Below are 24,771 nucleotides of genomic sequence, written 5' to 3'. Positions count from 1 at the left end.
ACATTTGCGCTGTCCGGGGCTTTTGCTTGATGCGTTATGATCAGGCGGCGTAGACCTGCGTGCCGCCGATCCAGGTAGAGCCCATGCCAAGCTCCGGCGTCAGAAGCACGAAATCCGCATCGGCGCCGGGCTTCAGCCGTCCCTTGTGGGTGGCGAGACCCATAGCATCGGCCGGATAGGCGGAGGCCATCCGCAAGGCTTCTTCCACCGGCAGGCCGAGCTTGTCGTGCACGAAACGGACCGACGACAGCATGTCGATGTCGGCGCCGGCGAGCGTACCGTCGGCAAGCGTCAGGCGACCGCCCTCGCGCAGGATCTCGCGGCCGTTCAGCTGGAAGCTGGTCATGTCCGTGCCGATCGGCGACATCGCGTCGGTCACCAGGAAGATCTGGCCCGGGCCGACTTTTGCGCGCAGCGCCACGCCCATCGAGGCCGGCTCGACATGGTAGCCGTCGGCAATCAGGCCCGCATGCAGCGTGCCGGTGGCAAGTGCCGCACCGACCACGCCCGGCTCGCGATGACCAAGGCCGCTCATGGCGTTGAAGAGATGGGTCACCGTCCTTGCGCCCGCCTTGGCATAGGCGACGGCGGTTTCGTAACCGACATCGGTGTGGCCGAGGCTGACGACGGCGCCGGCTTCGGCCAGCGCCCGCACCTGTTCCCGGGTGGCGTTTTCGGGCGCCACGGTCACCATCAGCACGCCGAGCGCCTTGGCGCAATCGAGCATTTCGGCGAGATCGGCATCGTCCATCGGACGGATCAGCGTCGGATCATGGGCGCCCTTGCGTGCGACCGAGAGATGCGGACCTTCGAGATGCAACCCGAGGAAACCCGGCACGCCAGCGGCCTTGGCGTCGAGACCCGCCTTGATGGTGGCGCTTCTGATTTCGCGCGTGTCGGTGATCAGCGTCGGCAGCAGTGCGGTTGTGCCGAACTTGGCATGCGCCGAACAGATCTGCCGGATACCCTCGACGGACGGTTCTTCGTTCAGAAGCGCACCACCGCCGCCGTTGACCTGCAGGTCGATGAAGCCCGGCACCAGCAGCATGCCATGCGCATCGATTTTTTTGGCATCGGCGGGGACGTCCGCCACTGCCACGATCGCCTTGACGCGGCCGGCCTCGATCACGAGAGCACAGCCGTCATGCCATTCGACGCCGTCGAACAGGCGGGCGCCGGTGATTGCTTTCCTCTCGCTCATCTCGTCTCCGTTACCTTCTTGAGGCTCGCCGGTGCGTCGGGGTTGAGACCGCGCGAGCGCGACCAGGCTTCGACGAAGCCATAGAACGGCAGGATCAAGGTCAGCGCGTCGGTGATCGGGTGGCCCGTCTCGACGAACGCCAGGCGCTTGGCCTTGCCGGCAAGGCTCGATGTAACATGAACCACTGCGCCCTTTTCGGCCATACCGTCGGCAATGCCGGCGACCGAAGTTTCGGCTGCATCACGGGCCGCAAGCGTCAGCACCGGGAACTTGGCGCCGACGAGCGCCACCGGCCCGTGCAGAACTTCGGCCGCGGAATAGGCTTCCGCATGCATGCCGGAGGTTTCCTTGAACTTCAGCGCCGCCTCGCTGGCGATCGCAAGCGCCGGGCCACGGCCGAGCACATAGAGCGATTCCGCCTCGCCGAGATCGTCGGCAAAGGCCTGCCAGTCGAGCTTGACGGCCTTCGCAAACTGGTTCGGCAGATCGGCGACTGCCCGCTTAAGCGCTGCGTCACCGGTCCATTCGCCGAGCACGGCAAGGCCGGCGGCGATCGAATTGACGTAGGACTTGGTGGCCGCAACGGCGATTTCCGGACCGGCGAGAATGTCGAGAGGGTTGGTGCAGGCTTCGGAGATCGGCGAGGGCAGCGTGTTCGTCAGCGCGATCGAGACCGCGCCGGCATCGGTCGCGGCCTGCGCCATGGCGACGATATCCGGGCTCTTGCCCGACTGCGAAATCGCGATCGCCGCAGCACCGCCGAGCTTCAGCTTGGCGCCGTAGATCGAGGCGAGCGACGGGCCGAGCGAGGCGACCGGCCGGCCGGCCTGCAGCTCGATCGCATATTTCAGGAAAAGCGCGGCATGGTCGGAGGAGCCGCGGGCGATCGTGACCAGGAAGGCCGGATCCTTGGCGCGGAGTGCCGCGCCGGCGGCCTTGAGCTGATCGGCCGAGCGTTCCAGCAGGCGCTGGGCGGCTTCGGGGATCTCGTCGATTTCTCGGCGCATATTGGTCTGCATGGTCAATTCCTTTCTGCGGGCGGTCGCCTTAGGATTCCGACAGCGTCAGTTCCGCGACAAAGTCATAGGCATCGCCCCGGTAGAGCGAGCGGGTGAATTCGACGACGCGTCCCGATGCGAGATAGGAGACGCGTTCGATGGAAAGGCCGGCCGAGCCGACGGCAACGCCGAGCATCGAGGCATCCGGGTCCTTGATGTTGCAGGCGGAGATGCGCTGGACGGCACGAACCGGACGCGAGCGTGTCTTGTCCAGCGCGGAATAGAGCGACGAGGTAACGGCCTGCGGGTCCGGCAGGAACTCCGCGGAGATGCTGGCGCGCTCGATCGCAAGCGGCATGTCGTCGGCGATTCGCAGGCGCCCGAGGCGGGCAACCAGCGCGTCAGCGGGAAGGCCAAGCGCCATCATCTCATCTGGCGAAGGATGAAACAGGCCGCGTTCCAGCCAGCGCGCATGGGTGTTCAACCCGCGGCGCGCCATGTCTTCGGTGAACGACGTCAACCGCGACAGAGACTGCTGCACCTTGGAGACCGGCTTGACGACAAAGGTGCCGGAACCGTGGCGGCGAACAAGCAGCCCATCGCGCACGAGATCGTCTACCGCCTTGCGCACGGTCACGCGGCTGATGTTGGCATAGTCGGCAAGATCGCGCTCTGGCGGCAAGGCGTCGCCATGGTTGAGCTTGCCCGACTGGATTGCGTCTTCGAGCGCTTGCCGAAGCTTGAGATAGAGCGGCCCCGATCCTCCGGACTGCAGGCCCTCAAGCGGCAGAATGGAAGCGAGCTGGTGCGTCATGCACTCGCCCTCGCCTGTGAGCCAAACCGTTGCGCGGCCAGAGCGACCGACCCGGTCAATGCGTCCGCCTCGGCTTCGACGAGCAACGCCTGATGGCGCTCGGCAAGCCAGGGGCGATAGAGCGGCGCCAATCCGCCAAGCAGACAAAGCCTCTCACAGCCTCGTGCAACCACGACATCGAGCGCCTCATCCACCGTAAGTGCGGCGGCCTTCAGTATCCGCACGGCGACTGGATCGCCTGCGGCAGCCCCTTCGAAGACACGCGGCGCATAGCGCCCGAACTCGCCGGGCTTCGCAAGACGGGCGAAATCGACGACATCGCGCGCGTCGTTGTTGAATTCGGCCAGAACGCTGTCCGTGACCGCGGAAGCTGCATGAATACTGTCGAAGGCAAGCAGGCTTTCCTGCAGAAGCGCGTGGCCGATGCGGGCTCCGCTGCCATGGTCGCCGATGGTGAAACCCCAGCCGCCGACATAGCTGACCGTATCTCTCTGGCGCAAAATATAGATGGTGCCGGTACCGAGAATGGCGACCGCGCCGTCCTGGTTGCCGAGCGCACCTTGCAGCGCGATCAACCCGTCGGATTCGATATCGGCGGCGGCGAAGGGCAGACGACGCTTTACGTAATGCACGGCATCGCCGACATTATGTCCGGCCACACCGACGATCGCCTTGGCGGCGGCAATGCCCTCAGGATCGAGGCCCGCCTCTTCAAAGGCTGCGCGGGCGGCTCCGCCGATATTGGCGAGCGCGGTTTCCGGGTCGGTCAGGATATTGGCGGCGCCGGCCTTGCCGCGCCCGAGAATGCGCCCATCTGCCGTTGCCACGGCAGCCCGGCAGCTCGTCCCGCCCCCGTCGATTCCTATCAGGTAATTTGTCATGAGTACCTCCGGCTATTGAGGATACCAAAAAAATACCAATAACCAAGTCTGAATCCGCCCACGCTTTCGATTTCGTTGCAATTCATTGAAATTTAAAGACTAATTTAGACGATCGGTTTTTTCGGACGCCAAAAGTTAAATTCTGCTGGACAATTGGTATTTTTTTGGCATTAATTTCAACCGAGAGGAGACATGACCCATGCCGTCAGCAAAGACCGAAGAGCGTCACGACAACGCCAAGGGCCTGGATCTTATGCATCCGGCGCTGGCGCTGCGACTGCTCGCCGCCGGCCAGCAGGCAGCGGCCAAGGCCGTCGATGCGGCGATTGAGTCGATCTCCGCCGCCGCCTCGATTGCCGCCGAAGCGCTCAGCTCCGGGCGGCGTCTTGCCTATGCGGGCGCCGGCAGCTCCGGTCTCATGGCGATGGCCGATGCGCTCGAGCTGCCCGGCACCTATGGTATTGCGCAGGATCAGATCGTCATCCTGCTTGCCGGCGGCGCTGCCAGCCTCAGCGACCTCGCGGGCGGTTATGAGGACGATATGGACCTCGCCCGAGAGGACGTGCGCAAGGCGGGCATCGGCGCGGGCGACTGTCTCGTTTCCGTTTCCGCAAGCGGTTCCACCCCTTACGCGCTTGCCGCTGCCGACGAGGCCCGCAAGCGCGGCGCCAAGGTAATCGCCGTCGCCAACAATCCGGGTGCGGCGCTCTTCAAGGACGCGGACGTCTCGATCCTCTTGCAGACGCCGCCGGAAGTGGTCTCCGGCTCGACCCGCATGGGCGCCGGCACCGCACAGAAGATCGCCTTCAACATGTTCTCGACACTGGTCGGCATCCATCTCGGCCACGTGCTCGACGGCCACATGGTCAACCTGCGCGCCGACAATATCAAGCTGCACGGCCGCGCGATCCGCATCGTCACCGACATCACCGGCATCAGCGCCACTGAGGCCGGCCGGCTGATCAACGAGGCTTCCGGCTCGGTCAAGGTCGCGATCCTTCTCGCCTCGGGCGCGAAGGACGTTGCAGCCGCGGATGCCGCTCTGAAAGAGGCCAAGCAGAACCTGCGCCGGGCGATCGATATCGTCTCGGCCTGAATCAATTCTGGGATCCAAACCGCGCCAAAGCGGCGCCTATAAAAAGGGAGAACCTGCATGACCCGTACAACAATCAAAGGCCTGCTGCTCGCTTCGAGCATTCTCGGCACGGCCGGGCTGGCGCACGCCGAGGACGTGACGCTGACCATCGAAAGCTGGCGCAACGACGACCTGGCCATCTGGCAGGAAAAACTGATCCCTGCCTTCGAAGCGAAGAACCCGGGCATCAAGGTCAAGTTCGCCCCGATGGCGCCGACCGAATACAATGCCGCGCTGAACGCCAAGCTCGATGCCGGCTCCGCGGGTGACCTCGTTACCTGCCGTCCGTTCGACGTCTCGCTCGAACTCTACAACAAGAAGCACCTTGCCGACCTGACGGCGCTGCCGGGCATGGAAAACTTCTCGCCGGTCGCCAAGTCCGCCTGGACCACCGACGACGGCAAGTCCACCTTCTGCGTGCCGATGGCATCGGTCATCCACGGCTTCATCTACAACAAGGACGCCTTCGACCAGCTCGGCATCCAGATCCCGACGACGGAAGCCGAATTCTTCGCCGCCCTCGACAAGATCAAGGCCGACGGCAACTACATCCCGATGGCGATGGGCACCAAGGACCTCTGGGAAGCCGCAACCATGGGCTACCAGAACATCGGCCCGAACTACTGGAAGGGCGAAGAAGGCCGCGCTGCGCTGATCAAGGGCGAGCAGAAGCTGACCGACGAACCGTGGGTCGAGCCCTACCGCGTTCTCGCCAAATGGAAGGACTATCTCGGCGACGGCTTCGAAGCCCAGACCTATCCGGACAGCCAGAACCTCTTCACGCTCGGCCGCGCCGCGATCTATCCGGCCGGCTCGTGGGAAATCGGCCTGTTCAACACCCAGGCACAGTTCAAGATGGGCGCCTTCCCGCCGCCGGTCAAAAACGCCGGCGACACCTGCTACATCTCGGACCACAATGACATCGGCATCGGCCTCAATGCCAAGAGCGCACATGCCGAACAGGCCAAGACCTTCCTGAGCTGGGTTGCCTCGCCTGAGTTCGCCGACATCTACGCCAATGCACTGCCGGGCTTCTTCAGCCTCAACTCTACCCCGGTGAAGATGACCGATCCGCTCGCCCAGGAATTCGTCTCCTGGCGCGAAAAGTGCAAGCCGACGATCCGCTCGACCTACCAGATCCTGGCGCGCGGCACGCCGAGCCTCGAAAACGAAACCTGGGTCGAATCGGCCAACGTAATCAACGGCACCGATACGCCTGAGGTTGCCGCCGAGAAGCTGCAGAAGGGCCTCGACTCCTGGTACAAGCCGGCGAAGTGAGAAGAGACGTAAGCGCAACAGGTTCCCTCCCCTTTTTGGGGAGGGTCGGCCCTACGGCACCCGTGTCCTGCCGGACGCAGAAGGGCGCCGTAGCAGTTTGAATTGCTGCATGTTTTGTCCTTGGGACACTTGCAGCAAGGCCGGGCGGGGCGACATTGGCCGATGAGGCACTCCCCCAGCCGTCGCGTCAAAGGCCTCCCATCGTGGGAGGCCACCGACGCAGTCGTTTGCAAAAGAACGCGATAGACTTAACCTTCGTCATGAGCCCTCAAAAAGGGCAGATGGCATACGGCGAGACCGGCCGTGTGGCGTCGTGCGCATCGTGATTGTCTGGGGAACCGGTCTTCTAGAAACGGATGGTTCAATGAGTGACGCTCTTTCAGTGCAAGACGGACAGCCGACCGCAAGGCGGCCGAAGCGCTGGCACATCCTCGTCTTCCTGCTCCCGGCCTTCCTGGTCTATTCGGCGGTGATGATCCTTCCGCTGATCGAGACGCTCAGGCTCTCTCTGTACAACACGGTTGACGGCCAGCCAGCCTTCGTCGGCCTTGCCAATTTCCAGACACTGTTTGGGGAAGAGCGCTGGGCCCACGACTTCTGGAACGCGCTGAAGAACAACGTCATCTTCTTCATCATCCATATGTGCGTGCAAAACCCGATCGGCGTCGCCCTCGCCGCCATGCTGTCGATCCCGAAGCTGCGCTTCGTCACCTTCTATCGCACGGCGATCTTCCTGCCGACGCTGCTCTCCTTCGTGATCGTCGGCTTCATCTGGAAGCTGATCCTGTCGCCGATCTGGGGCGTGTCGCCCTGGATACTCGACCTCGTTGGCCTGAAGTCGCTGTTTGCGCCCTGGCTCGGAAAGCCGGGTTCCGCGCTCATCGCCGTGTCGCTGATCTCGGTCTGGCAATATGTCGGCATCCCGATGATGCTGATCTACGCAGCGCTGCTCAACATTCCCGATGAGGTGATCGAGGCTGCCGAATGCGACGGCGTCACCGGCTGGAGCCAGTTCTGGAAGATCAAGCTGCCGCTGATCCTGCCGGCCATCGGCATCATCTCGATCCTGACCTTCGTCGGCAACTTCAACGCCTTCGACCTGGTCTACACGGTGCAGGGCGCGCTTGCCGGGCCTGATGGTTCGACCGACATTCTCGGCACGTTGCTTTACCGCACCTTCTTCGGTTTCCAGCTGCAGCTCGGTGACCGCTCCATGGGCGCGACGATCGCCACGGTGATGTTCCTGATCATCCTCGCCGGCGTGTCGCTCTACCTCTTCGTCATTCAGCGCCGCATGCGCCGCTACCAGTTCTGAGGAGACCGGAGATGTCGAAAGCACGCGATTCTTTTCTCCGCACCGGCTTCGTCCACGTGGCGCTGATCGCCTACACGCTGGTGTCGCTGTTCCCGGTGTTCCTGACGATCATCAACTCGTTCAAGGACCGCAATGCAATCTTTCGGGCGCCGCTGACGATCCCGACGCCACAGACCTTCAGCCTGATCGGCTATGAAACGGTCCTCGGCCAGGGCGATTTTGCCACCTATTTCCAGAACAGTTTCATCGTCACGATCGTCTCGATCGCGCTGGTGCTGCTCTTCGGGGCGATGGCCGGCTTCGCGCTGTCGGAATACCGCTTCCGCGGCAACACGGTGATGGGCCTCTATCTTGCGATCGGCATCATGATCCCGATCCGTCTCGGCACCGTCGCCATTCTCCAGGGCATGGTCGCCGCCAACCTGGTCAACACGCTGACGGCGCTGATCCTGGTCTACACGGCGCAAGGGTTGCCGCTCGCGATCTTCATCCTCTCGGAGTTCATGCGCACGGTCTCGGATGACCTGAAGAATGCCGGACGCATCGACGGACTGTCGGAATACTCGATCTTCTTCCGCCTGGTGCTGCCGCTGGTGCGGCCGGCAATGGCAACGGTCGCGGTCTTCACGATGATCCCGATCTGGAACGACCTCTGGTTCCCGCTGATCCTGGCCCCGGCGGAGGCGACCAAAACCGTGACGCTCGGCTCGCAGATCTTCATCGGCCAGTTCGTCACCAACTGGAATGCGGTGCTGGCGGCCCTCTCGCTCGCCATCCTTCCGGTCCTCGTTCTCTACGTCATCTTCTCGCGGCAGCTGATCCGCGGCATCACGGCAGGAGCAGTCAAGTGAGTGCAAGCAGCAAACCCGTCCGGGTCCTCGTCGCAGGGCTCGGCAACATGGGGCGCAGCCATGCGCTCGCCTATCACAACAACCCCGGCTTCGAGATCGTCGGTCTAGTCAACCGTTCGAAGGTGCCGCTGCCGGAGGAGCTCAGCGGCTACACGATCTATCCCGATTTCAGATCGGCGCTTGCCGAACTGAAGCCGGATCTCTGCTCGATCTGCACCTATTCCGACAGCCATGCCGACTTTGCCGTCATGGCGTTTGAAGCCGGTGCCGACGTCTTCGTCGAGAAGCCGCTGGCAACCACCGTCGCCGACGCAGAGCGCGTCGTCGCGGCGGCGAAAAAGCACGGCCGCAAGCTGGTGATCGGCTACATCCTGCGCCACCACCCCTCGTGGATCCGGCTGATCGCCGAGGCCCGCAAGCTCGGTGGCCCCTATGTCTTCCGCATGAACCTGAACCAGCAGTCGAGCGGACCGACCTGGGAGACCCACAAGTCGCTCATGAAGACCACGTCGCCGATCGTCGACTGCGGCGTGCACTATGTCGACGTCATGTGCCAGATCACCGACGCAAAGCCGGTGGAAGTGCGCGGCATGGGACTTCGCCTCTCCGACGAGATCGCCCCCGACATGTACAATTACGGCCACCTGCAGGTGATCTTCGAGGATGGGTCGGCCGGCTGGTACGAAGCCGGCTGGGGTCCGATGATCTCGGAAACGGCCTTCTTCGTGAAGGACGTGATGTCACCCAAGGGCTCGGTGTCGATCGTCATGGACCAGAACGCAAAGTCCGACGACATCGACATGCATACCAAGACCGCGGTGATCCGGCTGCACAACGCCGAAACCGGTCCCAATGGTCGCTTCCTGAAGGCCGATGAGGATCTCAAGATGGACGGCGAGCCCGGCCACCAGGAACTCTGCGACCGCGAGCAGGCCTATGTGCTGAAAGCCATTCGCGAAGACATCAACCTCGACCGTCACATGAACGACGCCGTGCAGTCGCTCCGCATCTGCCTTGCCGCAGACGAAAGCGTGCGCACCGGCAGACCAGTCAAACTCTAAAGGGGGCAACCAGGTGGGATCGCTTCAACTCAAATCCATCCGCAAGGCCTATGGCAGCCATGAGGTGCTGAAAGGCATCGACCTCGAGGTGAAGGACGGCGAGTTCGTCATCTTCGTCGGCCCTTCCGGCTGCGGCAAGTCGACCTTGCTGCGCACCATCGCCGGCCTCGAAGACGCGACCTCCGGCAGCGTGCAGATCGACGGCACCGAGGTCGGTCACGTGGCGCCCGCCAAGCGCGGCATCGCCATGGTGTTCCAGTCCTACGCGCTCTATCCGCACCTGACGGTGAAAGACAATATGGGTCTTGGCCTCAAGCAGGCCGGCAAGCCGAAAGCAGAGATCGACGACAAGGTCGGCAAGGCGGCGAGCATGCTGTCGCTCGATCCCTATCTTGCCCGGCGCCCGGCCGAACTCTCCGGCGGCCAGCGTCAGCGTGTGGCGATCGGCCGTGCGATCGTGCGCGAACCGAAGCTCTTTCTGTTCGACGAGCCGCTCTCCAACCTCGATGCGGCGCTGCGCGTCAACACCCGGCTCGAGATCGCCCGGCTGCACCGCAGCCTGAAGGCGACGATGATCTACGTGACCCACGACCAGGTGGAGGCGATGACGCTCGCCGACAAGATCGTCGTCTTGAACGCCGGCCAGATCGAACAGATCGGCTCGCCGATGGACCTCTACAACCGGCCGGCAAACGTCTTCGTCGCCGGCTTCATCGGCTCGCCGCAGATGAACTTCATCGAGGGCGCGCGGCTCGGCGATATCAGCGCCAAGACGATCGGCATTCGCCCCGAGCACATGGCGCTTTCGCGCGAGAGCGGCGACTGGAAGGGCAAGGTGGTGCACGTCGAACATCTCGGCGCCGACACCATCGTCTACATCGATTCCGAGCAGGTGGGCCTGATCACCGTCCGCCTCTTCGGCGAGCATCGCTATGCACCTGACGATATCGTCTATGCGACACCGATGGTGGGCAGCATGCACCGTTTCGGCGACGACGATCGCGTTCTCGCCTGACCCCATTTTGGGGCCGACGCCCCATCACAGCTGCGTGAAAACCAGTCGCCACAGGGACTAAATCCCTGTGGCGACCGAATTATTTTTTGATTCTACGCACCGCATCACGCTGTTGCACTGCAAAGCGAATTAACATACATTTGTGTTTGTATATTAGCTTTCCGGTATTTGCCGAACCTGATACCGGTTCCGCTCCCCTTCACTTCCGGACCGCACGGGCACCTTGCGAGATGCAGCCGTTGCCTGCGGTCACCGAATATGGACATCGCTATGCGCATGAACCGACCGACACTGGCCGCCGCCTTGGCAACTGTGATTCTTCTTTCCGGTTGCCAGAAAGAGGACGAGCAGCCGGCCGCCGCCGCATTCCCACCGTCCGCGGTCGCGGTCTTCACGACCAAGACCGAAACGCTGCCGATCACCAACGAGCTCCCCGGCCGCATTACCGCGACACGCGTCGCCGAGGTCCGCCCGCGCGTTTCCGGCATCGTCGTCGAGCGCGTCTTCCAGCAGGGTTCCAAGGTCAATGAAGGCGACGTGCTCTACCGCATCGATCCGGCGCCCTTCCGCGTGCAGGTCGAAAAGGCCGAAGCAACGCTTCGGCGCGCCCAGTCCGTGCGCCTGCAGGCCCAGCAGAAGGCCGATCGCCAGGAACAGTTGAAGAAGGCGAACGTCGTCGCCGCGCAACAGTTGGAAGATGCGGCGGCCCTGCTCGCGACCGCCGACGCCGATGTTGCGATCGCCGAGGCCGGCCTCGCGGCAGCGAAACTCGACCTGCAATATGCCGACGTGACGGCACCGATCAGCGGCCGCATCGGTCGCGCGATGATCACCGAAGGCGCGCTCGTCAGCACCAACAGCTCGGAAAATCTCGCGACGATCCAGCAGCTCGACCCGCTCTATGCCGACTTCACCCAGTCGGCGACCGACCTCATCCGCCTGCGCAAGGCGCTCGAGGACGGCAAGATGCTGAGCGGCGACGAAGAAGCCGAAGTCCAGCTCGTGCTCGACGACGGCACGGCCTACGAACACAAAGGCAAGCTGCTGTTCTCCGAAGCGGCCGTCGATGCGACGACCGGCCAGGTGACGCTGCGTGGCGAATTCCCGAACCCCGAAAACGACCTGCTTCCCGGCATGTATGTGCGCGTGCTCGTCCAGCAGGGCGTCGAGAAGGATGCGATCACCGTCCCGCAGCAGGCCGTCCAGCGCAACAATGCCGGCCAATCGCAGGTCTACGTCGTTGCCGCAGACAACAAGGTCGAGTTCCGCAATGTGACGCTCGGCCGCACCATCGGCACCCGCTGGCAGGTGACCTCCGGCCTCAAGGCCGGCGAGAAGGTCATCGTCGAAGGCTTCCAGAAGATCGGTCCCGGCGCCCCGGTCGAGCCGACGGACTGGAACCCGGATGCCAAGCCTGCGGCAGAAGCAGCCCAGACGACGGCCTCTGCCGACGAAAAGCCTGCCGAAGCTACAAAGTGAGTTTGATTGATGCCCAGTTTTTTCATCGACAGGCCTATTTTTGCCTGGGTGGTGGCGATCTTCATCATGGTCGCCGGCGTCATTGCGATCCCGCTTCTGCCGGTATCGCAATATCCTGACGTCGCCCCGCCACAGATCTCCATCAACACGAGCTACCCTGGTGCCTCGTCGCAGGACACCTATCAGAGCGTTACGCGACTGATCGAAGACGAGTTGAACGGCGTCGAAGGCCTGCTCTATTTCGAATCGACCTCCAGCGCCTCCGGTTCGGTCGAAATCAGCGCCACTTTCGCACCCGGCACCGATCCGGGACAGGCAGCGGTCGACATTCAGAACCGCGTTCGCCGCGTCGAGCCGCGCCTGCCCGATTCGGTCAAGCGCCAGGGCGTTCAGGTCGATGAAGCCGGTTCCGGCTTCCTGATGATCGTGGCCCTGACCTCGACCGACGGCTCGATGGATGCCATCGGCCTCGGCGATTATCTCAGCCGCAACGTTCTGAGCGAAATCCAGCGTGTGCCCGGCGTCGGCCGAGCACAGCTTTTTGCCACCGAACGTTCGATGCGCGTCTGGCTCGACCCGGACAAGATGCTGGGTCTGAACCTGACCGCGGCGGACGTGACGAACGCGATCACGGCGCAGAACGCCCAGATTGCCTCCGGTTCGATCGGCGCACAACCGAACCCGATCAGCCAGCAGATCAGCGCGCCCGTTGTCGTCAAGGGCCAGCTGGAAAGCGCCGAAGAGTTCGGCGCGATCGTGCTTCGCGCCAATCCGGATGGTTCGTCCGTTCGCCTGCGCGACGTCGCCCGTATCGAAATCGGCGGCGAAAGCTATGCTTTCTCGACGCGGCTCAACGGCAAGCCGTCGGCGGCTATCGCCGTCCAGCTGTCGCCGAGCGGCAATGCCATGTCGACCTCGGCGGCCATCAAGGAACGCATGGACGAACTGGCGAAGTTCTTCCCGCAGGGCCTCGAATACTCGGTCCCCTACGACACTTCGCCCTTCGTCGCCGTCTCGATCGAGAAGGTGCTTTCGACGCTGGTCGAGGCGGTCGCGCTGGTGTTCATCGTGATGTTCCTGTTCCTGCAGAACATCCGCTACACCATCATCCCGACGCTCGTCGTGCCGGTCGCGCTGCTCGGCACCTGCGCCGTCATGCTGGCGATGGGCTTCTCGATCAACGTTCTGACCATGTTCGGCATGGTGCTGGCGATCGGCATTCTCGTCGACGATGCGATCATCGTCGTCGAAAACGTCGAGCGCATCATGTCCGAGGAAGGGCTGACGCCGAAGGAAGCGACCCGCAAGGCGATGAAGCAGATCACCGGCGCCGTCATCGGCATCACGCTGGTTCTCGCCTCCGTGTTCATTCCGATGGCCTTCTTCCCGGGCGCCGTCGGCGTGATCTATCGCCAATTCTCGCTGACGATGGTCGTCTCGATCCTGTTCTCGGCGCTTCTCGCCTTGTCGCTGACACCGGCGCTCTGCGCGAGCTTCCTGAAGCAGGTGCCGAAGGGCCATCACCACGCCAAGCGCGGCTTCTTCGGCTGGTTCAACCGCAGCTTCGACAAGACCTCGCACGGCTATAGCGGCATCGTGAAGCGCCTGGTCCACCGGACCGGCCGCTACATGATCGTCTATGTCGCGGTGCTCGCCGGCCTCGGCTGGCTGTTCATGAAGCTGCCGTCGTCGTTCCTGCCGGACGAAGACCAGGGCTTCGTGATCGTCATGATGCAGCTGCCGTCGGAAGCGACCGGCAACCGCACGACCGAGGTGGTGGAGCAGGCCGAGAAGATCTTCGGCCAGGAGCCCGCCGTCGAACGCATCATCGCGATCAACGGCTTCTCCTTCTTCGGTACCGGCCAGAACGCGGCGCTTGCCTTCGTGACGCTCAAGGACTGGAAGGAGCGCGACGCCAACAACGCCGCACAGTCGATCGCGATGCGCGCGACGATGGCGATGAGCCAGATCAAGGACGCGATCAGCTTCGCGCTGTCGCCGCCGGCGATCCAGGGCCTCGGCACCACGGGCGGCTTCTCGTTCCGCCTGCAGGACCGCGGCGGTCTCGGCCAGGCGGCACTGTCGCAGGCCCGTGACCAGCTTCTCGGCATGGCAGCCGAAAGCAAGGTGCTTGCCGGCGTCCGCTTCGAGGGCATGCCGGATGCGGCCCAGGTCAGCGTCACCATCGACCGCGAGAAGGCCAACACCTTCGGTGTGACCTTCGCCGACATCAACTCGACGATCTCGACAAACCTCGGCTCGTCCTACGTCAACGACTTCCCCAATGCCGGGCGCATGCAGCGCGTGACGGTGCAGGCGGATGAAGGTCAGCGCATGCAGACCGCCGACCTCCTGAACCTGAACGTCCGCAACGCCAATGGCGGCATGGTGCCGCTGTCGGCCTTCGCGACCGTGGAATGGGTCAAGGCCTCGACCCAGACGATCGGCTATAACGGCTACCCGTCGGTCCGTATCAGCGGTGAAGCCGCCCACGGCTACTCCTCGGGTGACGCGATCGCAGAGATGCAACGGTTGGCGGGACAATTGCCTGCAGGCTTCGGTTACGAGTGGACAGGGCAGTCCCTGCAGGAAATCCAGTCCGGCACCCAGGCGCCGCTCCTGATCGCGCTGTCCTGCCTTCTGGTGTTCCTGTGCCTGGCCGCACTCTACGAGAGCTGGTCAATCCCGGTGGCGGTGATCATGGTGGTGCCGCTCGGCGTCATCGGTTCCGTGCTCGCCGTGATGATGCGCGACATGCCGAACGACGTGTACTTCAAGGTGGGCCTGATTGCGATCATCGGTCTGTCAGCCAAGAACGCGATCCTGATCATCGAGTTTGCCAAGGAACTGCGCGAGCAGGGCAAGTCGCTGATCGACGCGACGCTGGAGGCGGCACATCTTCGCTTCCGGCCGATCCTGATGACGTCGCTGGCCTTCACGCTCGGCGTTCTGCCGCTGGCGATCGCCACGGGTGCGAGCTCCGGCAGCCAGCGCGCCATCGGCACCGGCGTCATGGGCGGGATGATCTCGGCAACGGTGCTCGCCATCTTCTTCGTTCCGGTCTTCTTCGTGTTCGTCACGAAGCTCTTCGGTCGAAAGAAAGTGGAAAACACACCGGCAGCCGCAGAAAACCCGACGCCCGCCGAGTAAAACGACAACAGACGGCCCGCTGAACACCACTGTCGGCGGGCCGTCTGATGAGGAGGAATGAATGCGCCGAACAAAAGCCGACGCAGAAGTAACCCGACAGAAAATCCTGTGCGCCGCCGAGCGCGTCTTCTACGAAAAGGGCGTCTCGAACACGACGCTGGAAGAAATCGCCAAGGCCGCCGGCGTGACGCGCGGTGCCATCTACTGGCACTTTGCCAACAAGACCGACCTGTTCCTCGCACTGCACGACGCCGTGCCCCTGCCGCAGGAAGACATGGTCGCCCGCGAGATCGAGGCGGAAGCCGCCGATACCCTTTCCATTCTCGAAAGCGCCATGGGCGACTGGCTCGATGTTCTCGCCGCCGACGAGCAGCGCCAGCGCATTCTGACGATCATGCTGCGCACCAATTACGACGGCGACATGAGCGAGGTCCTGACCCGCCAGAAAGAACTCGACGAGCGCCACAACGTTCTGCTTGAGCTCGCCTTTTCGCGAGCGCTCGCCAAGGGGCAGATGCACGAGAGCTGGACGCCGGCCTCGGCGACGCGGACGCTGCACTGGATGATGCTCGGGCTCTGTACGGAATGGCTGCTTTTCGGCCGTCCCTTCGATCTGACGGCCGAGGGACGCGAAGGCCTAAGCCGGCTCTTCGCGAGCTTCCGCGCGCCGGCCGTCACCGCGACGGCCGTTGCCGCACGCCCGTAACAGCCTTAGCCGGCGCCCGTGCGGGTACCGGCTCAGATGCTTTCGGACCCTATTAGCTGAACACCACCGTCTTGTGACCGTTGAGCATCAAGCGCCGCTCCAGGTGCAGCTTGACGGCCCGGGCAAGCACGCGGCTTTCGATGTCGCGGCCGGTGGCGACGAAGTCCTCGGCCGTCAGCGCATGGCTGACGCGCTCGGTTTCCTGCTCGATGATCGGACCCTCGTCGAGATCGGGCGTGACGTAATGCGCCGTCGCGCCGATCAGCTTCACCCCGCGCTCATGCGCCTGATGATAGGGCTTGGCGCCCTTGAAGCTCGGCAGGAAGGAATGGTGGATGTTGATCGCCTTGCCGTAGAGGCGCTTCGACAGATTGTCCGAAAAGACCTGCATGTAGCGGGCAAGGATGACGAGATCGGCGCCGGTCTCCTGGACCAGGCGCAACAGCCTCTCCTCCTGTTCGGCCTTGTTGTCCTTCGATACCGGCCAACAGTGGTAGGCGAGCCCCTCGGCCTCGGCCGTGCCTCGGCTGTCCTCGTGGTTGGAGACAATGGCAACGACCTCCGCGTTCAGCCAGCCGACACGGATCTGGTAGATGAGATGCAGGAGCGCATGATCGAACCTGGAGACGAGGATGAGGATCTTCGGCTTCACTGTGGCGTCCGCGAGAACGGTCCGCATCTGGAAACGCTCGACGGCCGGGCGCAAGGCCCGCTCGACATCACCAGCCTGAACGCTCGCCGCAACCTGAAATGCGATGCGCATGAAAAAGCTGTTGGTCTTTGTGTCCCAGAACTGGTTGCTTTCGGCGATGTTCGCGCCGAGCGCGGCAAGCTCGGTGGTGACGGCCGCGACGATGCCGGGTTTGTCGTCGCAGGAAAGCACAAGAATGAAGGTCTTCGGCGCCATGATCTCCTCCGATTGCGGCGGTTCCGGATGAGGCCTCGAGCCCCCTCCCAACCGCTGCCTATGGGGAGTTGAACGCGCCGGCAATCGTTCCGGCTGCGACGGCCGACGCTTTCTATCATCCTGATGGAAAGACGCCCGAGGGCATTAAATGCCCCCGGGCGCTGCAAGATTCATCGCATATGACTTTTGAGGTTTTCTGAGGGAATTCCATCAGAAAACCAGGCACAGGGCCGCTCGGATTAGTGCGCCTCGTCCCAGTTGGTCGCGGCGCGCGCATCGACCTTGAGCGGCACCTTCATGTCGAGCGCCGGCATGGCGGCGTTCTCCATCACCGAGACGACGATCGGAATGGTCTTTTCCACCTCGGCGTCCTCAACCTCGAAGATCAGTTCGTCGTGCACCTGCAGCAACATGCGGGCCGAGAGTTTCGCCTCGGCCAGCGCCGGCTCCATCTTCGCCATGGCGCGGCGGATGATATCGGCGGCCGAGCCCTGGATCGGCGCGTTGATCGCGGCGCGTTCGTTGAAGGCGCGATGCGACGGGATCGACGAGCGGATATCCGGATAATGTGCCCGGCGACCGAAGATGGTCTCGACGTAACCGTGCTCGCGGGCGAACACCTTGGTGCCTTCCATGTAATCGCGAATGCCCGGGAAGCGCTCGAAATAGCGCTTGATGTAGTCGCCGGCCTCGGAGCGTTCGATCGACAGCTGGTTGGCGAGCCCGAAGGCCGAGATGCCGTAGATGATGCCGAAGTTGATCGCCTTGGCGCGGCGGCGGATCTCGCCCGGCATGCCCTCGACCGGAACGCCGAACATTTCCGAGGCCGTCATCGCATGAATGTCGACGCCGTCGGCGAAGGCCTGGCGAAGCTGCGGAATGTCGGCGACATGGGCGAGCACGCGCAGTTCGATCTGGCTGTAGTCGGCCGAGACGAGCTTGTGGCCGGGCGTCGCGACAAAGGCAGTGCGGATCTTGCGGCCTTCGGCGGTGCGCACCGGGATGTTCTGCAGGTTCGGATCGGACGACGACAGGCGACCGGTCGTGGTGGCGGCCAGCGCGTAAGACGTGTGAACACGCTTTGTCTCCGGGTGGACGAAGCCCGGAAGCGCATCGGTGTAGGTGGATTTGAGCTTGGTCAGCTGCCGCCAGTCGACGATCTTGCGCGGCAGCTCGTGCCCCTCGGCGGCGAGATCTTCCAGTACCTGCGCCGAGGTCGACCATTGCCCGGTCTTCGTCTTCGACCCGCCGGCAAAGCCCATCTTGCCGAACAGGATGTCGCCGAGCTGCTTCGGCGAACCGATGGTGAAGGTTTCGCCAGCGAGCTTGTAGATCTCGTCCTCCAGAGCCGCCGCACCTTGCGCGAGCTCGCCCGAAAGCCGCGACAGGATCTGGCGATCAATGGTAATGCCGCGATCTTCCATGCGCGCAAGCACCGCGACCAGCGGCCGCTCGAGCCGTTCATAGACCCGCGTCAGCCCCTTGGCGGCCAGCCGCGCCTTCAGGATGTGCCAGAGTCTCAGCGTGACGTCCGCATCCTCGGCGGCATAGGCCGTCGCCCTGTCGATATCGACGAAGTCGAAGGTCACCGACGACTTGCCGGAGCCGGTGATATCCTTGTAGGCGATCGGCTTGTGGTTCAGCCAACGCTCGGAGAGCGCATCCATGCCGTGGGTGCCGTTGCCGGCATCGACGACATAGGACATCAGCATCGTGTCGTCGAAACTCTCCACGGTGATGCCGTGTCGCTTCATCACGAGGTAATCGTATTTCAGGTTCTGCGCGACCTTGAGGACGGAGGGGTCCTCGAGCAGGCGCTTCAGCCGGCTGAGGGCCTCCCCGACCGGGATCTGGTTCTCGGCGAGCCCGCCCCCCAGGAGATCGCCGACACCGGTCTTGTGGATCAACGGAACGTAGGCCGCCCGGATGGCGGTGCCCGTCGGGTCCGCCCGATGGTCGGCGATCGCCAGCGAGAAGCCGACGAGATCGGCCTGCATGGCATCGAGCGAGTTCGTTTCCGTGTCGAAGCCGACGACGCCGGCATCGCGCGCGGCTGATATCCACTGGTCGAGAGCGGCGACATCACGGATCGTGACATAGGCGCTGTGATCGAACGGTGCCTTCGCGAAGATTTCGGCTCGAGCCGCTGCCAGCGCCTGCGGCGTGGCGTCTGCCGCATCCGTTTCGCCGGCACGTGACAGGACAGCGGCGGCTTCGGCGGCCTCACCGCGGATCGCTGCCTTGGCGGTGGAACCTTCACTGACAGCCGTCGCCGCGTCTCCCTTGTCGAGATCCGGGCCGCGCGCATCCGCGCCCCATTCCACAGGCACGCTTGCGGCTTCCACGGCGTCCGCGTCCGTGCCCGTCGCCGCGGCGACACGACGCGTCAGGGTGGTGAATTCCATCGCCTTGAGGAAGGCGATCAGCTTAGGCCCGTTCTGCGGCTCCAGGCTCAGCTCTTCCAGCGGGACATCGAGCGGCGTGTCGGTCTTGAGCTCCACGAGCTGGCGCGACAGGCGCGCGAGGTCGGCATTGGCGATGATGTTCTCGCGGCGCTTGGCCTGCTTGATCTCGCCGGCACGCGCCAGCAGCGTTTCAAGATCGCCGTATTCCTCGAGCAGCTGGGCCGCCGTCTTCGGGCCTATGCCGGGAATGCCGGGAACGTTGTCGGTGGAGTCACCGGTCATCGCCTGGAGATCGATCATCTTCTCCGGCGGCACGCCCCATTTTTCGATGACCTCGGGGATCGAGATCTGCTTGTCCTTCATGCTGTCGTACATCGATACGTTCGACGTGACGAGCTGCATCAGGTCCTTGTCGGACGAGACGATGGTGACACCCGCGCCGGCCGCCTCGGCAAGGCGCGCATAGGTGGCGATCAGATCGTCCGCCTCGTAGCCTTCCTTTTCGATGCAAGGCAGGTTGAAGGCGCGGGTCGCGTGACGGATCAGGCCGAACTGCGGAATGAGGTCTTCCGGCGGCGCCGTCCGATTGGCCTTGTACTGATCGTAGAGCGCGTTGCGGAACGTCTTCGAGGAATAGTCGAAGATGACGGCGAAATGGGTCGGCGTGACGCCGACCGAGGTGTCGCGCGCATCGGTGAGCAGCTTCCACAACATGTTGCAGAAACCCGATACCGCATTGACCGGGAGGCCATCGGATTTGCGGTTGAGCGGCGGGATGGCATGGAACGCCCGGAAGATGAATCCGGAGCCGTCGACGAGGAAGAGATGATCACCGTTTTTCATGGGCAAATGGATAGCGCGGGGTGAGGCAAAGGTCCATTGCGGTTTTCCCGCCGGGCACTACAATCTCCACTTGCCACAGAGGAAGCCAGCCATGCCGCATGACGTGCGTTACGCCCTGCAACAGTATCTCCTTCTTTCAGGCTTTGCCGTCTTTTGCTTCCTCATTTCCTGGCTCCTGTCGGCCGATCCGACATTCCTCGTCATCATCAAGACAGTCTTTGCGCCCATCTATCTGCTCGCCATGGCGGGCCTCGATACCCATTTCAAGCGCGCGGACGGCGCTCCCTGGCCGCGTTGGCAAAAGGTGGAATATGCAGCAGCCCGCGCCGCACTCAACGTTGCCTTCATTGTCGTCATATCGATCACGCCAGATCAAACAGCTGGCGAAATGGCAAAGACGGCGATGATGGTTGCAATGGCGATCGGCGTTGTGGAACTCATTTTCGCCTTGCGAAACCGGGCCTCGACGGATCGCTGAGAGGTGCGTGAGCTTTCACGCAAACGTTACGCATTTGTAATGTCGGAATCGCACCGGCTATCCTTGAAAAGCCACATTTGACTCCTCAAATCTTAGTCAACGGCACCGAGTGATGCCGTCTTCTGGTGATTGGCCTGTCCCCCGCCCGCACCAGATGAGGACAAAGGCCTTATCCCCCTCTCCGGGCCTTTGTCCCGTTTTCAAGAAGCCGTCACGGCGCCGCCTCCGCGCCGTGACGGTTTTTTATTTGGCACCAAGGCTTTCGATAAAGTCCGCTCAAATCGAAGTGAGCTCAGCGCTTCCCAAGGTTCATCGCCTGCATTGTAACTTGTCTTCATGACGCTTCGGGCGTACCGATAGGCATGGCCTTCAATCGTATGGAATCTGCGACCTATCTGGCCAGCCTGCTGGCTAAGAGCTTTTCGCGCGCGCTTCACGAGCGCGGCCAGAAGCTTGGTTTCGCACCCGGTCAGTTTCCGATTCTGCTCGAACTTTGGGCCGAGGAAGGCCTGACGCAGAAGCAACTGCTCGATCGCCTCGACATCGAGCAAGCGACGATGGCCAACACGCTCTCCCGCATGGAGCGCGACGGGCTCATCATCAGGCGCAAGCACCCTCAGGACAAGCGCTCGCAGCAGATCTTCCTAACCGAACGGGCAAAGGAGATGGAGGCTGCCGCTAAGGAAGCAGCCCTTGCCGCCGACCAGTCGCTGCTTTCCGGCCTCAGGAATTTCGAGCGCGAGCTGATGCTCGAATATATGCGCATGGCGCTTGCCAGCGTGGCACGTGGCGACGGCCGCGCCTGAAGCTTCGCACCTCCCCTGATCGATCCATCAAAATATTTGGCTTAAAGCGAATGACCTTTGGCTCTAAAACCAGAGCGAGCGCGTCCAGTGCCTTTGCGTGTCTGAAGGCGCAGCGTCGAATGCTCGTCAGTCGCCGCCGCTCTACAGCGCCGCGCGTCTTATCAGACGCGCAAAGGTCGCTGCAGAACTTTGATTTGCTGCATGTCTTTGTCCTTAAATCGAAGTCGATTAAAGGAGACATGCAGTAGAACGACCCCGCGTGATTTCGTGCGCAAATCGATTTCGATTTGGCGATTGATGCAGTAGGTTCCGGCAAAACTTGAAGCAAGGATATGCATGATGGCAGATATCACCCCCGTTCTCGAACGCGCAGACGCCAACCTGCCTGACAGCCTCGACCGGCTGTTCGATCTCGTTCGGATAAAGTCGATCTCCACCGACCCGGCCTTCAAGGCGGAATGCCGCAAGGCAGCCGAATGGCTGGTGGCGGAACTCAACAGCCTCGGCTTCACCGCTTCGGTGCGCGACACCCCCGGCCATCCCATGGTCGTCGCTCATCACGATGCTGCCAAGCCTGATGCGCCGCATGTGCTGTTCTACGGTCACTACGACGTCCAACCGGTCGATCCGCTCAATCTCTGGGACACGGACCCGTTCGAGCCGGGCATCAAGGAAATCGAACCCGGCCGCAAGGTGATCACCGGTCGCGGCACGGCTGATGACAAGGGGCAGCTCTTGACCTTCGTCGAAGCGGTACGCGCCTACAAGGACGTCCATGGCGGCCTGCCCTGCCGCGTCACAATTCTGTTCGAGGGCGAAGAGGAATCCGGTTCACCGTCGCTGAAGCCTTTCCTGGAAGCCAATGCCGCCGAGCTCAAGGCCGACTATGCGCTGGTCTGCGATACCAGCATGTGGGACCGCGATACGCCGGCCATCTCCGCGGGCCTGCGCGGCCTCGTCGGCGAAGAGGTCATCGTCAGGGCTGCCGACCGCGATCTGCATTCCGGCTATTTTGGCGGCGCTGCAGCCAACCCGATCCGCATCCTCACCACCATTCTCGCAGGCCTTCACGACGAGAACAGCCGCGTAACGCTCCCAGGCTTCTACGAAGGCGTCGAAGAGACCCCGGCCCAGATCAAGGCTGCCTGGGAAACGCTCGGCCAGACGGCGGAGAAGTTCCTCGGCGAAATCGGCCTGTCGATCCCGTCGGGCGAAAAGAACCGCTCGGTGCTGGAACTGACCTGGGCGCGCCCGACCGCCGAAGTCAACGGCATCACCGGCGGCTATACCGGCGAAGGCTTCAAGACGGTGATTGCGGCCGAGGCTTCGGCGAAGGTTTCCTTCCGCCTCGTCGGCAACCAGAACCCGGAGAAGATCCGCGAGGCGTTCCGCGCCTATGTCCGCTCCAAGGTTCCGGCGGATTGCTCGGTCGAGTTCCATGCCCACGGCGGTTCTCCGGCCATCCACCTGCCCTATGAATCGCCACTGCTCAACACGGCGAAGGTGGCGCTTTCCGACGAGTGGCCGAAGCCTGCCGTCATCATCGGCATGGGTGGCTCGATCCCGATCGTCGGCGACTTCCAGAAGATGCTCGGCATGGAATCGCTGCTGGTCGGCTTCGGCCTTTCCGACGACCGGATCCATTCGCCGAACGAGAAGTACGAGCTGCAGTCCTACCACAAGGGCATCCGCTCCTGGATCCGTATCCTGGACGCGCTCGCCGCTTAAGGCATCAGAGCCGCGGCGAAGTGCTTCGCCGCGGCCTTCGACTGCGGTTGCACACACGCCAATCGCGCAGCCCTCACGCGCAGTGCATCAACCGACGCGCGCGCATTTCCAAACGATCGACGCGATGTCCGCGCTTTACCGTTTCCCCTTCACCGTTTCCCGGCGGTTTCTCCGGTTTCGGCAGACCCTCAATCCTTGACCTCAGGGGTCTCAGGTGCTTCCTTTTTGTGAACCAAATCACAAAGGGAAATCGGATCATTGGCAAGGGTAAGGACCGAAGCGTCGCGCTGCGGGCGTGACGCTACGACAAAGCAGCTTAGAAAACAGGATGTCTCCGCTCGGAGAACCACTCCGGCAGCTGCAACAGAAGTGTCCTCAGAACGCCTCGGCCATTTCCTCACACCGATCGCGGCGTCGGTATGAAGAGGCTGCAGACCTATTTCTGGCCCGTTGTCGGCCTTCTCGCGATCCTCTTTTCGGTGAATGCGCTTTATCACGAGCTCCGCGGCCTTTCGCTCGACGAGTTCCTCGCAAGCTTCAACGCGATCTCGCTTAAAAGCTGGCTGTTGGCGATCTGCTCGACACTGGTCGCCTATGCGGCGCTTGCGGCTTACGACCGGCTGGCGCTCGACCATCTCGGCCACCGCATCTCGATCTGGTTCATCACGCTCTGCTCGTTCACGACCTACGCGCTGTCGCACAATCTCGGTGCCTCGGTCTTTTCCGGCGCGGTCGTGCGCTACCGGGCCTATCGCTCCAAGGGGCTTTCTCCAGGTGAAGTCGGCGTGCTCGTCGCCTTCTGCTCCTTCACCTTCACGCTCGGCACGCTGGTGCTTTCGGCCATCGTCCTTCTCGTGCGGCCCGACATCATCGAACGCTTTGCCGAATTCCTGCCGGTGGAAATGTCGCTGACGACCGGCGTGCTCATCCTCGTCGTCATCGGGCTCTATGTCGTCGGCAGTCTCGTCGGGCTGCCATCGTTCCGCACGCGCTGGTTCCACCTTCACTACCCGAAGCCGAGGATCGTCTTCAGGCAATTGGTGATCGCTCCCGTGGAGTTGATCGGCGCTGCCGGGATCATCTATTTCGCACTGCCGGGAGCCGGAAACCCGGGCTACATCGTCATCCTCGGAATCTTTCTCGCCTCCTTCTCGGCGGCACTTCTGTCGCATGCGCCGGGCGGGCTCGGCGTGCTTGAGCTGATTTTCATCGCCGCGCTGCCGGAGATGGACCCGGCCGACGTACTCGCCGCCCTTGCGATCTTCCGCCTGCTCTACCTGGTCATCCCGTTTGTCCTGGCATTGGTGGTGATCCTCGTTTTCGAGCGGGCCCGCTTCTTGGCACAACGCCCTCCCCCGGGAGGGACCGACCTTCCCTAGAGTATCCGTGTTGGTCAAGTACGGGTTGGTTCCCATATGCGGCCATCCCTGAGCAATGCGTTTGCGATGATGATGAGCTTTCGCATGACGGCGGTAATGGCGAGTTTTGAGGCTTTTCCGGCGGCCTTGAGCGGGTCGTACTTGGCCTTGAGGTCGGGATTGAAGCGGATGGCGACGAGCGCGGGCATGTAGAGTGCTCGTCGGACATTGGCCCGGCCGCCGCGGATGAAGGCGCGGCCGATCCACTGTCCGGACTGGCGAGCGACCGGAGCGAGGCCGGCGAGGGAAGCGACCTGGGCCTGGTCGAGTGTACCGAGTTCGGGCATGTCGATGAGAAGCGC

At 62.9% G+C, this 24,771-nt stretch carries 20 protein-coding genes; 13 read left to right on the top strand and 7 right to left on the bottom strand.

Translation table 11 applies throughout. From position 1 onward, the window contains the following. Positions 1-40: 40 nt before the first annotated feature. Genes nagA through BLU35_RS20435 form a run of 4 tightly spaced genes read right to left on the bottom strand, consistent with a single transcriptional unit; the run spans position 41 to position 3,894 of the window. Complete coding sequence (gene nagA, locus BLU35_RS20450; protein WP_057247784.1) at positions 41-1,201, bottom strand: N-acetylglucosamine-6-phosphate deacetylase; 1,161 nt, start codon at positions 1,199-1,201, stop codon at positions 41-43. After that, positions 1,198-2,220, bottom strand: a complete 1,023-nt coding sequence (locus BLU35_RS20445; protein WP_093234369.1) for an SIS domain-containing protein — start codon at positions 2,218-2,220, stop codon at positions 1,198-1,200. The genes nagA and BLU35_RS20445 overlap by 4 nt, the downstream gene beginning before the upstream one ends. 28 nt (positions 2,221-2,248) lie before the next feature. Further along, positions 2,249-3,013: a GntR family transcriptional regulator gene (locus BLU35_RS20440; protein ID WP_093234297.1), complete on the bottom strand. Its 765-nt coding sequence runs from the start codon at positions 3,011-3,013 to the stop codon at positions 2,249-2,251. Beyond that, on the bottom strand, positions 3,010-3,894 hold the full coding sequence (locus tag BLU35_RS20435) for a glucosamine kinase nucleotide-binding domain-containing protein (RefSeq protein ID WP_093234296.1): 885 nt from the start codon (positions 3,892-3,894) through the stop codon (positions 3,010-3,012). The genes BLU35_RS20440 and BLU35_RS20435 overlap by 4 nt, the downstream gene beginning before the upstream one ends. Positions 3,895-4,093: 199 nt before the next feature. Between BLU35_RS20435 and BLU35_RS20430 the strand changes: the two genes are divergently transcribed. The 9 genes from BLU35_RS20430 to BLU35_RS20390 all read left to right on the top strand — a co-directional run bounded on the left by BLU35_RS20430 (position 4,094) and on the right by BLU35_RS20390 (position 15,884). Further along, the gene (locus BLU35_RS20430) at positions 4,094-4,990 is read left to right on the top strand and encodes an N-acetylmuramic acid 6-phosphate etherase (RefSeq protein WP_058326166.1); all 897 of its coding nucleotides are present in this window, start codon (positions 4,094-4,096) and stop codon (positions 4,988-4,990) included. A gap of 57 nt (positions 4,991-5,047) precedes the next feature. Further along, the gene (locus BLU35_RS20425) at positions 5,048-6,307 is read left to right on the top strand and encodes an ABC transporter substrate-binding protein (protein WP_057247779.1); all 1,260 of its coding nucleotides are present in this window, start codon (positions 5,048-5,050) and stop codon (positions 6,305-6,307) included. Positions 6,308-6,671: 364 nt separating this feature from the next. Next, positions 6,672-7,622, top strand: a complete 951-nt coding sequence (locus BLU35_RS20420) for a carbohydrate ABC transporter permease (protein ID WP_057248225.1) — start codon at positions 6,672-6,674, stop codon at positions 7,620-7,622. A gap of 11 nt (positions 7,623-7,633) precedes the next feature. Then, positions 7,634-8,473 carry a carbohydrate ABC transporter permease gene (locus BLU35_RS20415; protein WP_093234295.1) on the top strand — a complete coding sequence of 280 codons (840 nt, stop codon included), beginning with the start codon at positions 7,634-7,636 and terminating at the stop codon, positions 8,471-8,473. Beyond that, a complete protein-coding gene (locus BLU35_RS20410) occupies positions 8,470-9,534 on the top strand; it encodes a Gfo/Idh/MocA family protein (protein ID WP_093234294.1) in 1,065 nt (354 codons plus the stop codon). Before BLU35_RS20415 ends, BLU35_RS20410 begins: the two co-directional genes overlap by 4 nt. 13 nt (positions 9,535-9,547) lie before the next feature. Continuing rightward, positions 9,548-10,549: an ABC transporter ATP-binding protein gene (locus tag BLU35_RS20405; RefSeq protein WP_065372022.1), complete on the top strand. Its 1,002-nt coding sequence runs from the start codon at positions 9,548-9,550 to the stop codon at positions 10,547-10,549. Positions 10,550-10,819: 270 nt separating this feature from the next. Next, the gene (locus tag BLU35_RS20400) at positions 10,820-12,028 is read left to right on the top strand and encodes an efflux RND transporter periplasmic adaptor subunit (RefSeq protein ID WP_492376864.1); all 1,209 of its coding nucleotides are present in this window, start codon (positions 10,820-10,822) and stop codon (positions 12,026-12,028) included. A gap of 9 nt (positions 12,029-12,037) precedes the next feature. Beyond that, the gene (locus BLU35_RS20395; RefSeq protein ID WP_058324491.1) at positions 12,038-15,178 is read left to right on the top strand and encodes a multidrug efflux RND transporter permease subunit; all 3,141 of its coding nucleotides are present in this window, start codon (positions 12,038-12,040) and stop codon (positions 15,176-15,178) included. A 61-nt stretch (positions 15,179-15,239) separates the two neighbouring features. Continuing rightward, positions 15,240-15,884, top strand: coding sequence for a TetR family transcriptional regulator (locus BLU35_RS20390; protein ID WP_093234293.1), 645 nt, complete (start codon positions 15,240-15,242; stop codon positions 15,882-15,884). A 52-nt stretch (positions 15,885-15,936) separates the two neighbouring features. On the opposite strand, the gene purU is transcribed toward BLU35_RS20390, so the two are convergent. Further along, complete coding sequence (purU, locus tag BLU35_RS20385; RefSeq protein ID WP_093234292.1) at positions 15,937-16,791, bottom strand: formyltetrahydrofolate deformylase; 855 nt, start codon at positions 16,789-16,791, stop codon at positions 15,937-15,939. 239 nt (positions 16,792-17,030) lie between these two features. Beyond that, on the bottom strand, positions 17,031-20,039 hold the full coding sequence (gene polA / locus BLU35_RS20380; protein ID WP_093234291.1) for a DNA polymerase I: 3,009 nt from the start codon (positions 20,037-20,039) through the stop codon (positions 17,031-17,033). Between the two features lie 91 nt (positions 20,040-20,130). Here polA and BLU35_RS20375 point away from each other — a divergent pair, with 91 nt between their 5' ends. From BLU35_RS20375 to BLU35_RS20360, 4 genes are all read left to right on the top strand, one after another. Further along, positions 20,131-20,517, top strand: coding sequence for a hypothetical protein (locus tag BLU35_RS20375; RefSeq protein ID WP_093234290.1), 387 nt, complete (start codon positions 20,131-20,133; stop codon positions 20,515-20,517). Positions 20,518-20,879: 362 nt separating this feature from the next. After that, the gene (locus BLU35_RS20370) at positions 20,880-21,323 is read left to right on the top strand and encodes a MarR family winged helix-turn-helix transcriptional regulator (RefSeq protein WP_058326159.1); all 444 of its coding nucleotides are present in this window, start codon (positions 20,880-20,882) and stop codon (positions 21,321-21,323) included. 336 nt (positions 21,324-21,659) lie between these two features. Beyond that, positions 21,660-23,051: a M20/M25/M40 family metallo-hydrolase gene (locus BLU35_RS20365; RefSeq protein ID WP_093234289.1), complete on the top strand. Its 1,392-nt coding sequence runs from the start codon at positions 21,660-21,662 to the stop codon at positions 23,049-23,051. A gap of 419 nt (positions 23,052-23,470) precedes the next feature. Beyond that, on the top strand, positions 23,471-24,430 hold the full coding sequence (locus tag BLU35_RS20360; RefSeq protein WP_093234288.1) for a lysylphosphatidylglycerol synthase transmembrane domain-containing protein: 960 nt from the start codon (positions 23,471-23,473) through the stop codon (positions 24,428-24,430). Between the two features lie 14 nt (positions 24,431-24,444). Here BLU35_RS20360 and BLU35_RS20355 read toward each other — a convergent pair. Next, positions 24,445-24,771: transposase (locus BLU35_RS20355; RefSeq protein WP_143032960.1), on the bottom strand; the 327-nt coding region annotated here is incomplete at its 5' end.

It is taken from the genome of Sinorhizobium sp. NFACC03, assembly GCF_900103435.1.
GTDB lineage: Bacteria > Pseudomonadota > Alphaproteobacteria > Rhizobiales > Rhizobiaceae > Ensifer.
The sequence above is the reverse complement of the archived record's forward strand: the minus strand, read 5'-3'. Positions and strand labels throughout refer to the sequence as shown.

Coding starts and splice junctions, on each gene's coding strand:
- nagA (WP_057247784.1), bottom strand. CDS start 1,201: ATGAGCGAGAGGAAAGCAATCACCGGCGCCCGCCTGTTCGACGGCGTC.
- BLU35_RS20445 (WP_093234369.1), bottom strand. CDS start 2,220: ATGCAGACCAATATGCGCCGAGAAATCGACGAGATCCCCGAAGCCGCC.
- BLU35_RS20440 (WP_093234297.1), bottom strand. CDS start 3,013: ATGACGCACCAGCTCGCTTCCATTCTGCCGCTTGAGGGCCTGCAGTCC.
- BLU35_RS20435 (WP_093234296.1), bottom strand. CDS start 3,894: ATGACAAATTACCTGATAGGAATCGACGGGGGCGGGACGAGCTGCCGG.
- BLU35_RS20430 (WP_058326166.1), top strand. CDS start 4,094: ATGCCGTCAGCAAAGACCGAAGAGCGTCACGACAACGCCAAGGGCCTG.
- BLU35_RS20425 (WP_057247779.1), top strand. CDS start 5,048: ATGACCCGTACAACAATCAAAGGCCTGCTGCTCGCTTCGAGCATTCTC.
- BLU35_RS20420 (WP_057248225.1), top strand. CDS start 6,672: ATGAGTGACGCTCTTTCAGTGCAAGACGGACAGCCGACCGCAAGGCGG.
- BLU35_RS20415 (WP_093234295.1), top strand. CDS start 7,634: ATGTCGAAAGCACGCGATTCTTTTCTCCGCACCGGCTTCGTCCACGTG.
- BLU35_RS20400 (WP_492376864.1), top strand. CDS start 10,820: ATGCGCATGAACCGACCGACACTGGCCGCCGCCTTGGCAACTGTGATT.
- BLU35_RS20395 (WP_058324491.1), top strand. CDS start 12,038: ATGCCCAGTTTTTTCATCGACAGGCCTATTTTTGCCTGGGTGGTGGCG.
- BLU35_RS20390 (WP_093234293.1), top strand. CDS start 15,240: ATGCGCCGAACAAAAGCCGACGCAGAAGTAACCCGACAGAAAATCCTG.
- purU (WP_093234292.1), bottom strand. CDS start 16,791: ATGGCGCCGAAGACCTTCATTCTTGTGCTTTCCTGCGACGACAAACCC.
- polA (WP_093234291.1), bottom strand. CDS start 20,039: ATGAAAAACGGTGATCATCTCTTCCTCGTCGACGGCTCCGGATTCATC.
- BLU35_RS20375 (WP_093234290.1), top strand. CDS start 20,131: ATGCCGCATGACGTGCGTTACGCCCTGCAACAGTATCTCCTTCTTTCA.
- BLU35_RS20370 (WP_058326159.1), top strand. CDS start 20,880: ATGGCCTTCAATCGTATGGAATCTGCGACCTATCTGGCCAGCCTGCTG.
- BLU35_RS20365 (WP_093234289.1), top strand. CDS start 21,660: ATGATGGCAGATATCACCCCCGTTCTCGAACGCGCAGACGCCAACCTG.
- BLU35_RS20360 (WP_093234288.1), top strand. CDS start 23,471: ATGAAGAGGCTGCAGACCTATTTCTGGCCCGTTGTCGGCCTTCTCGCG.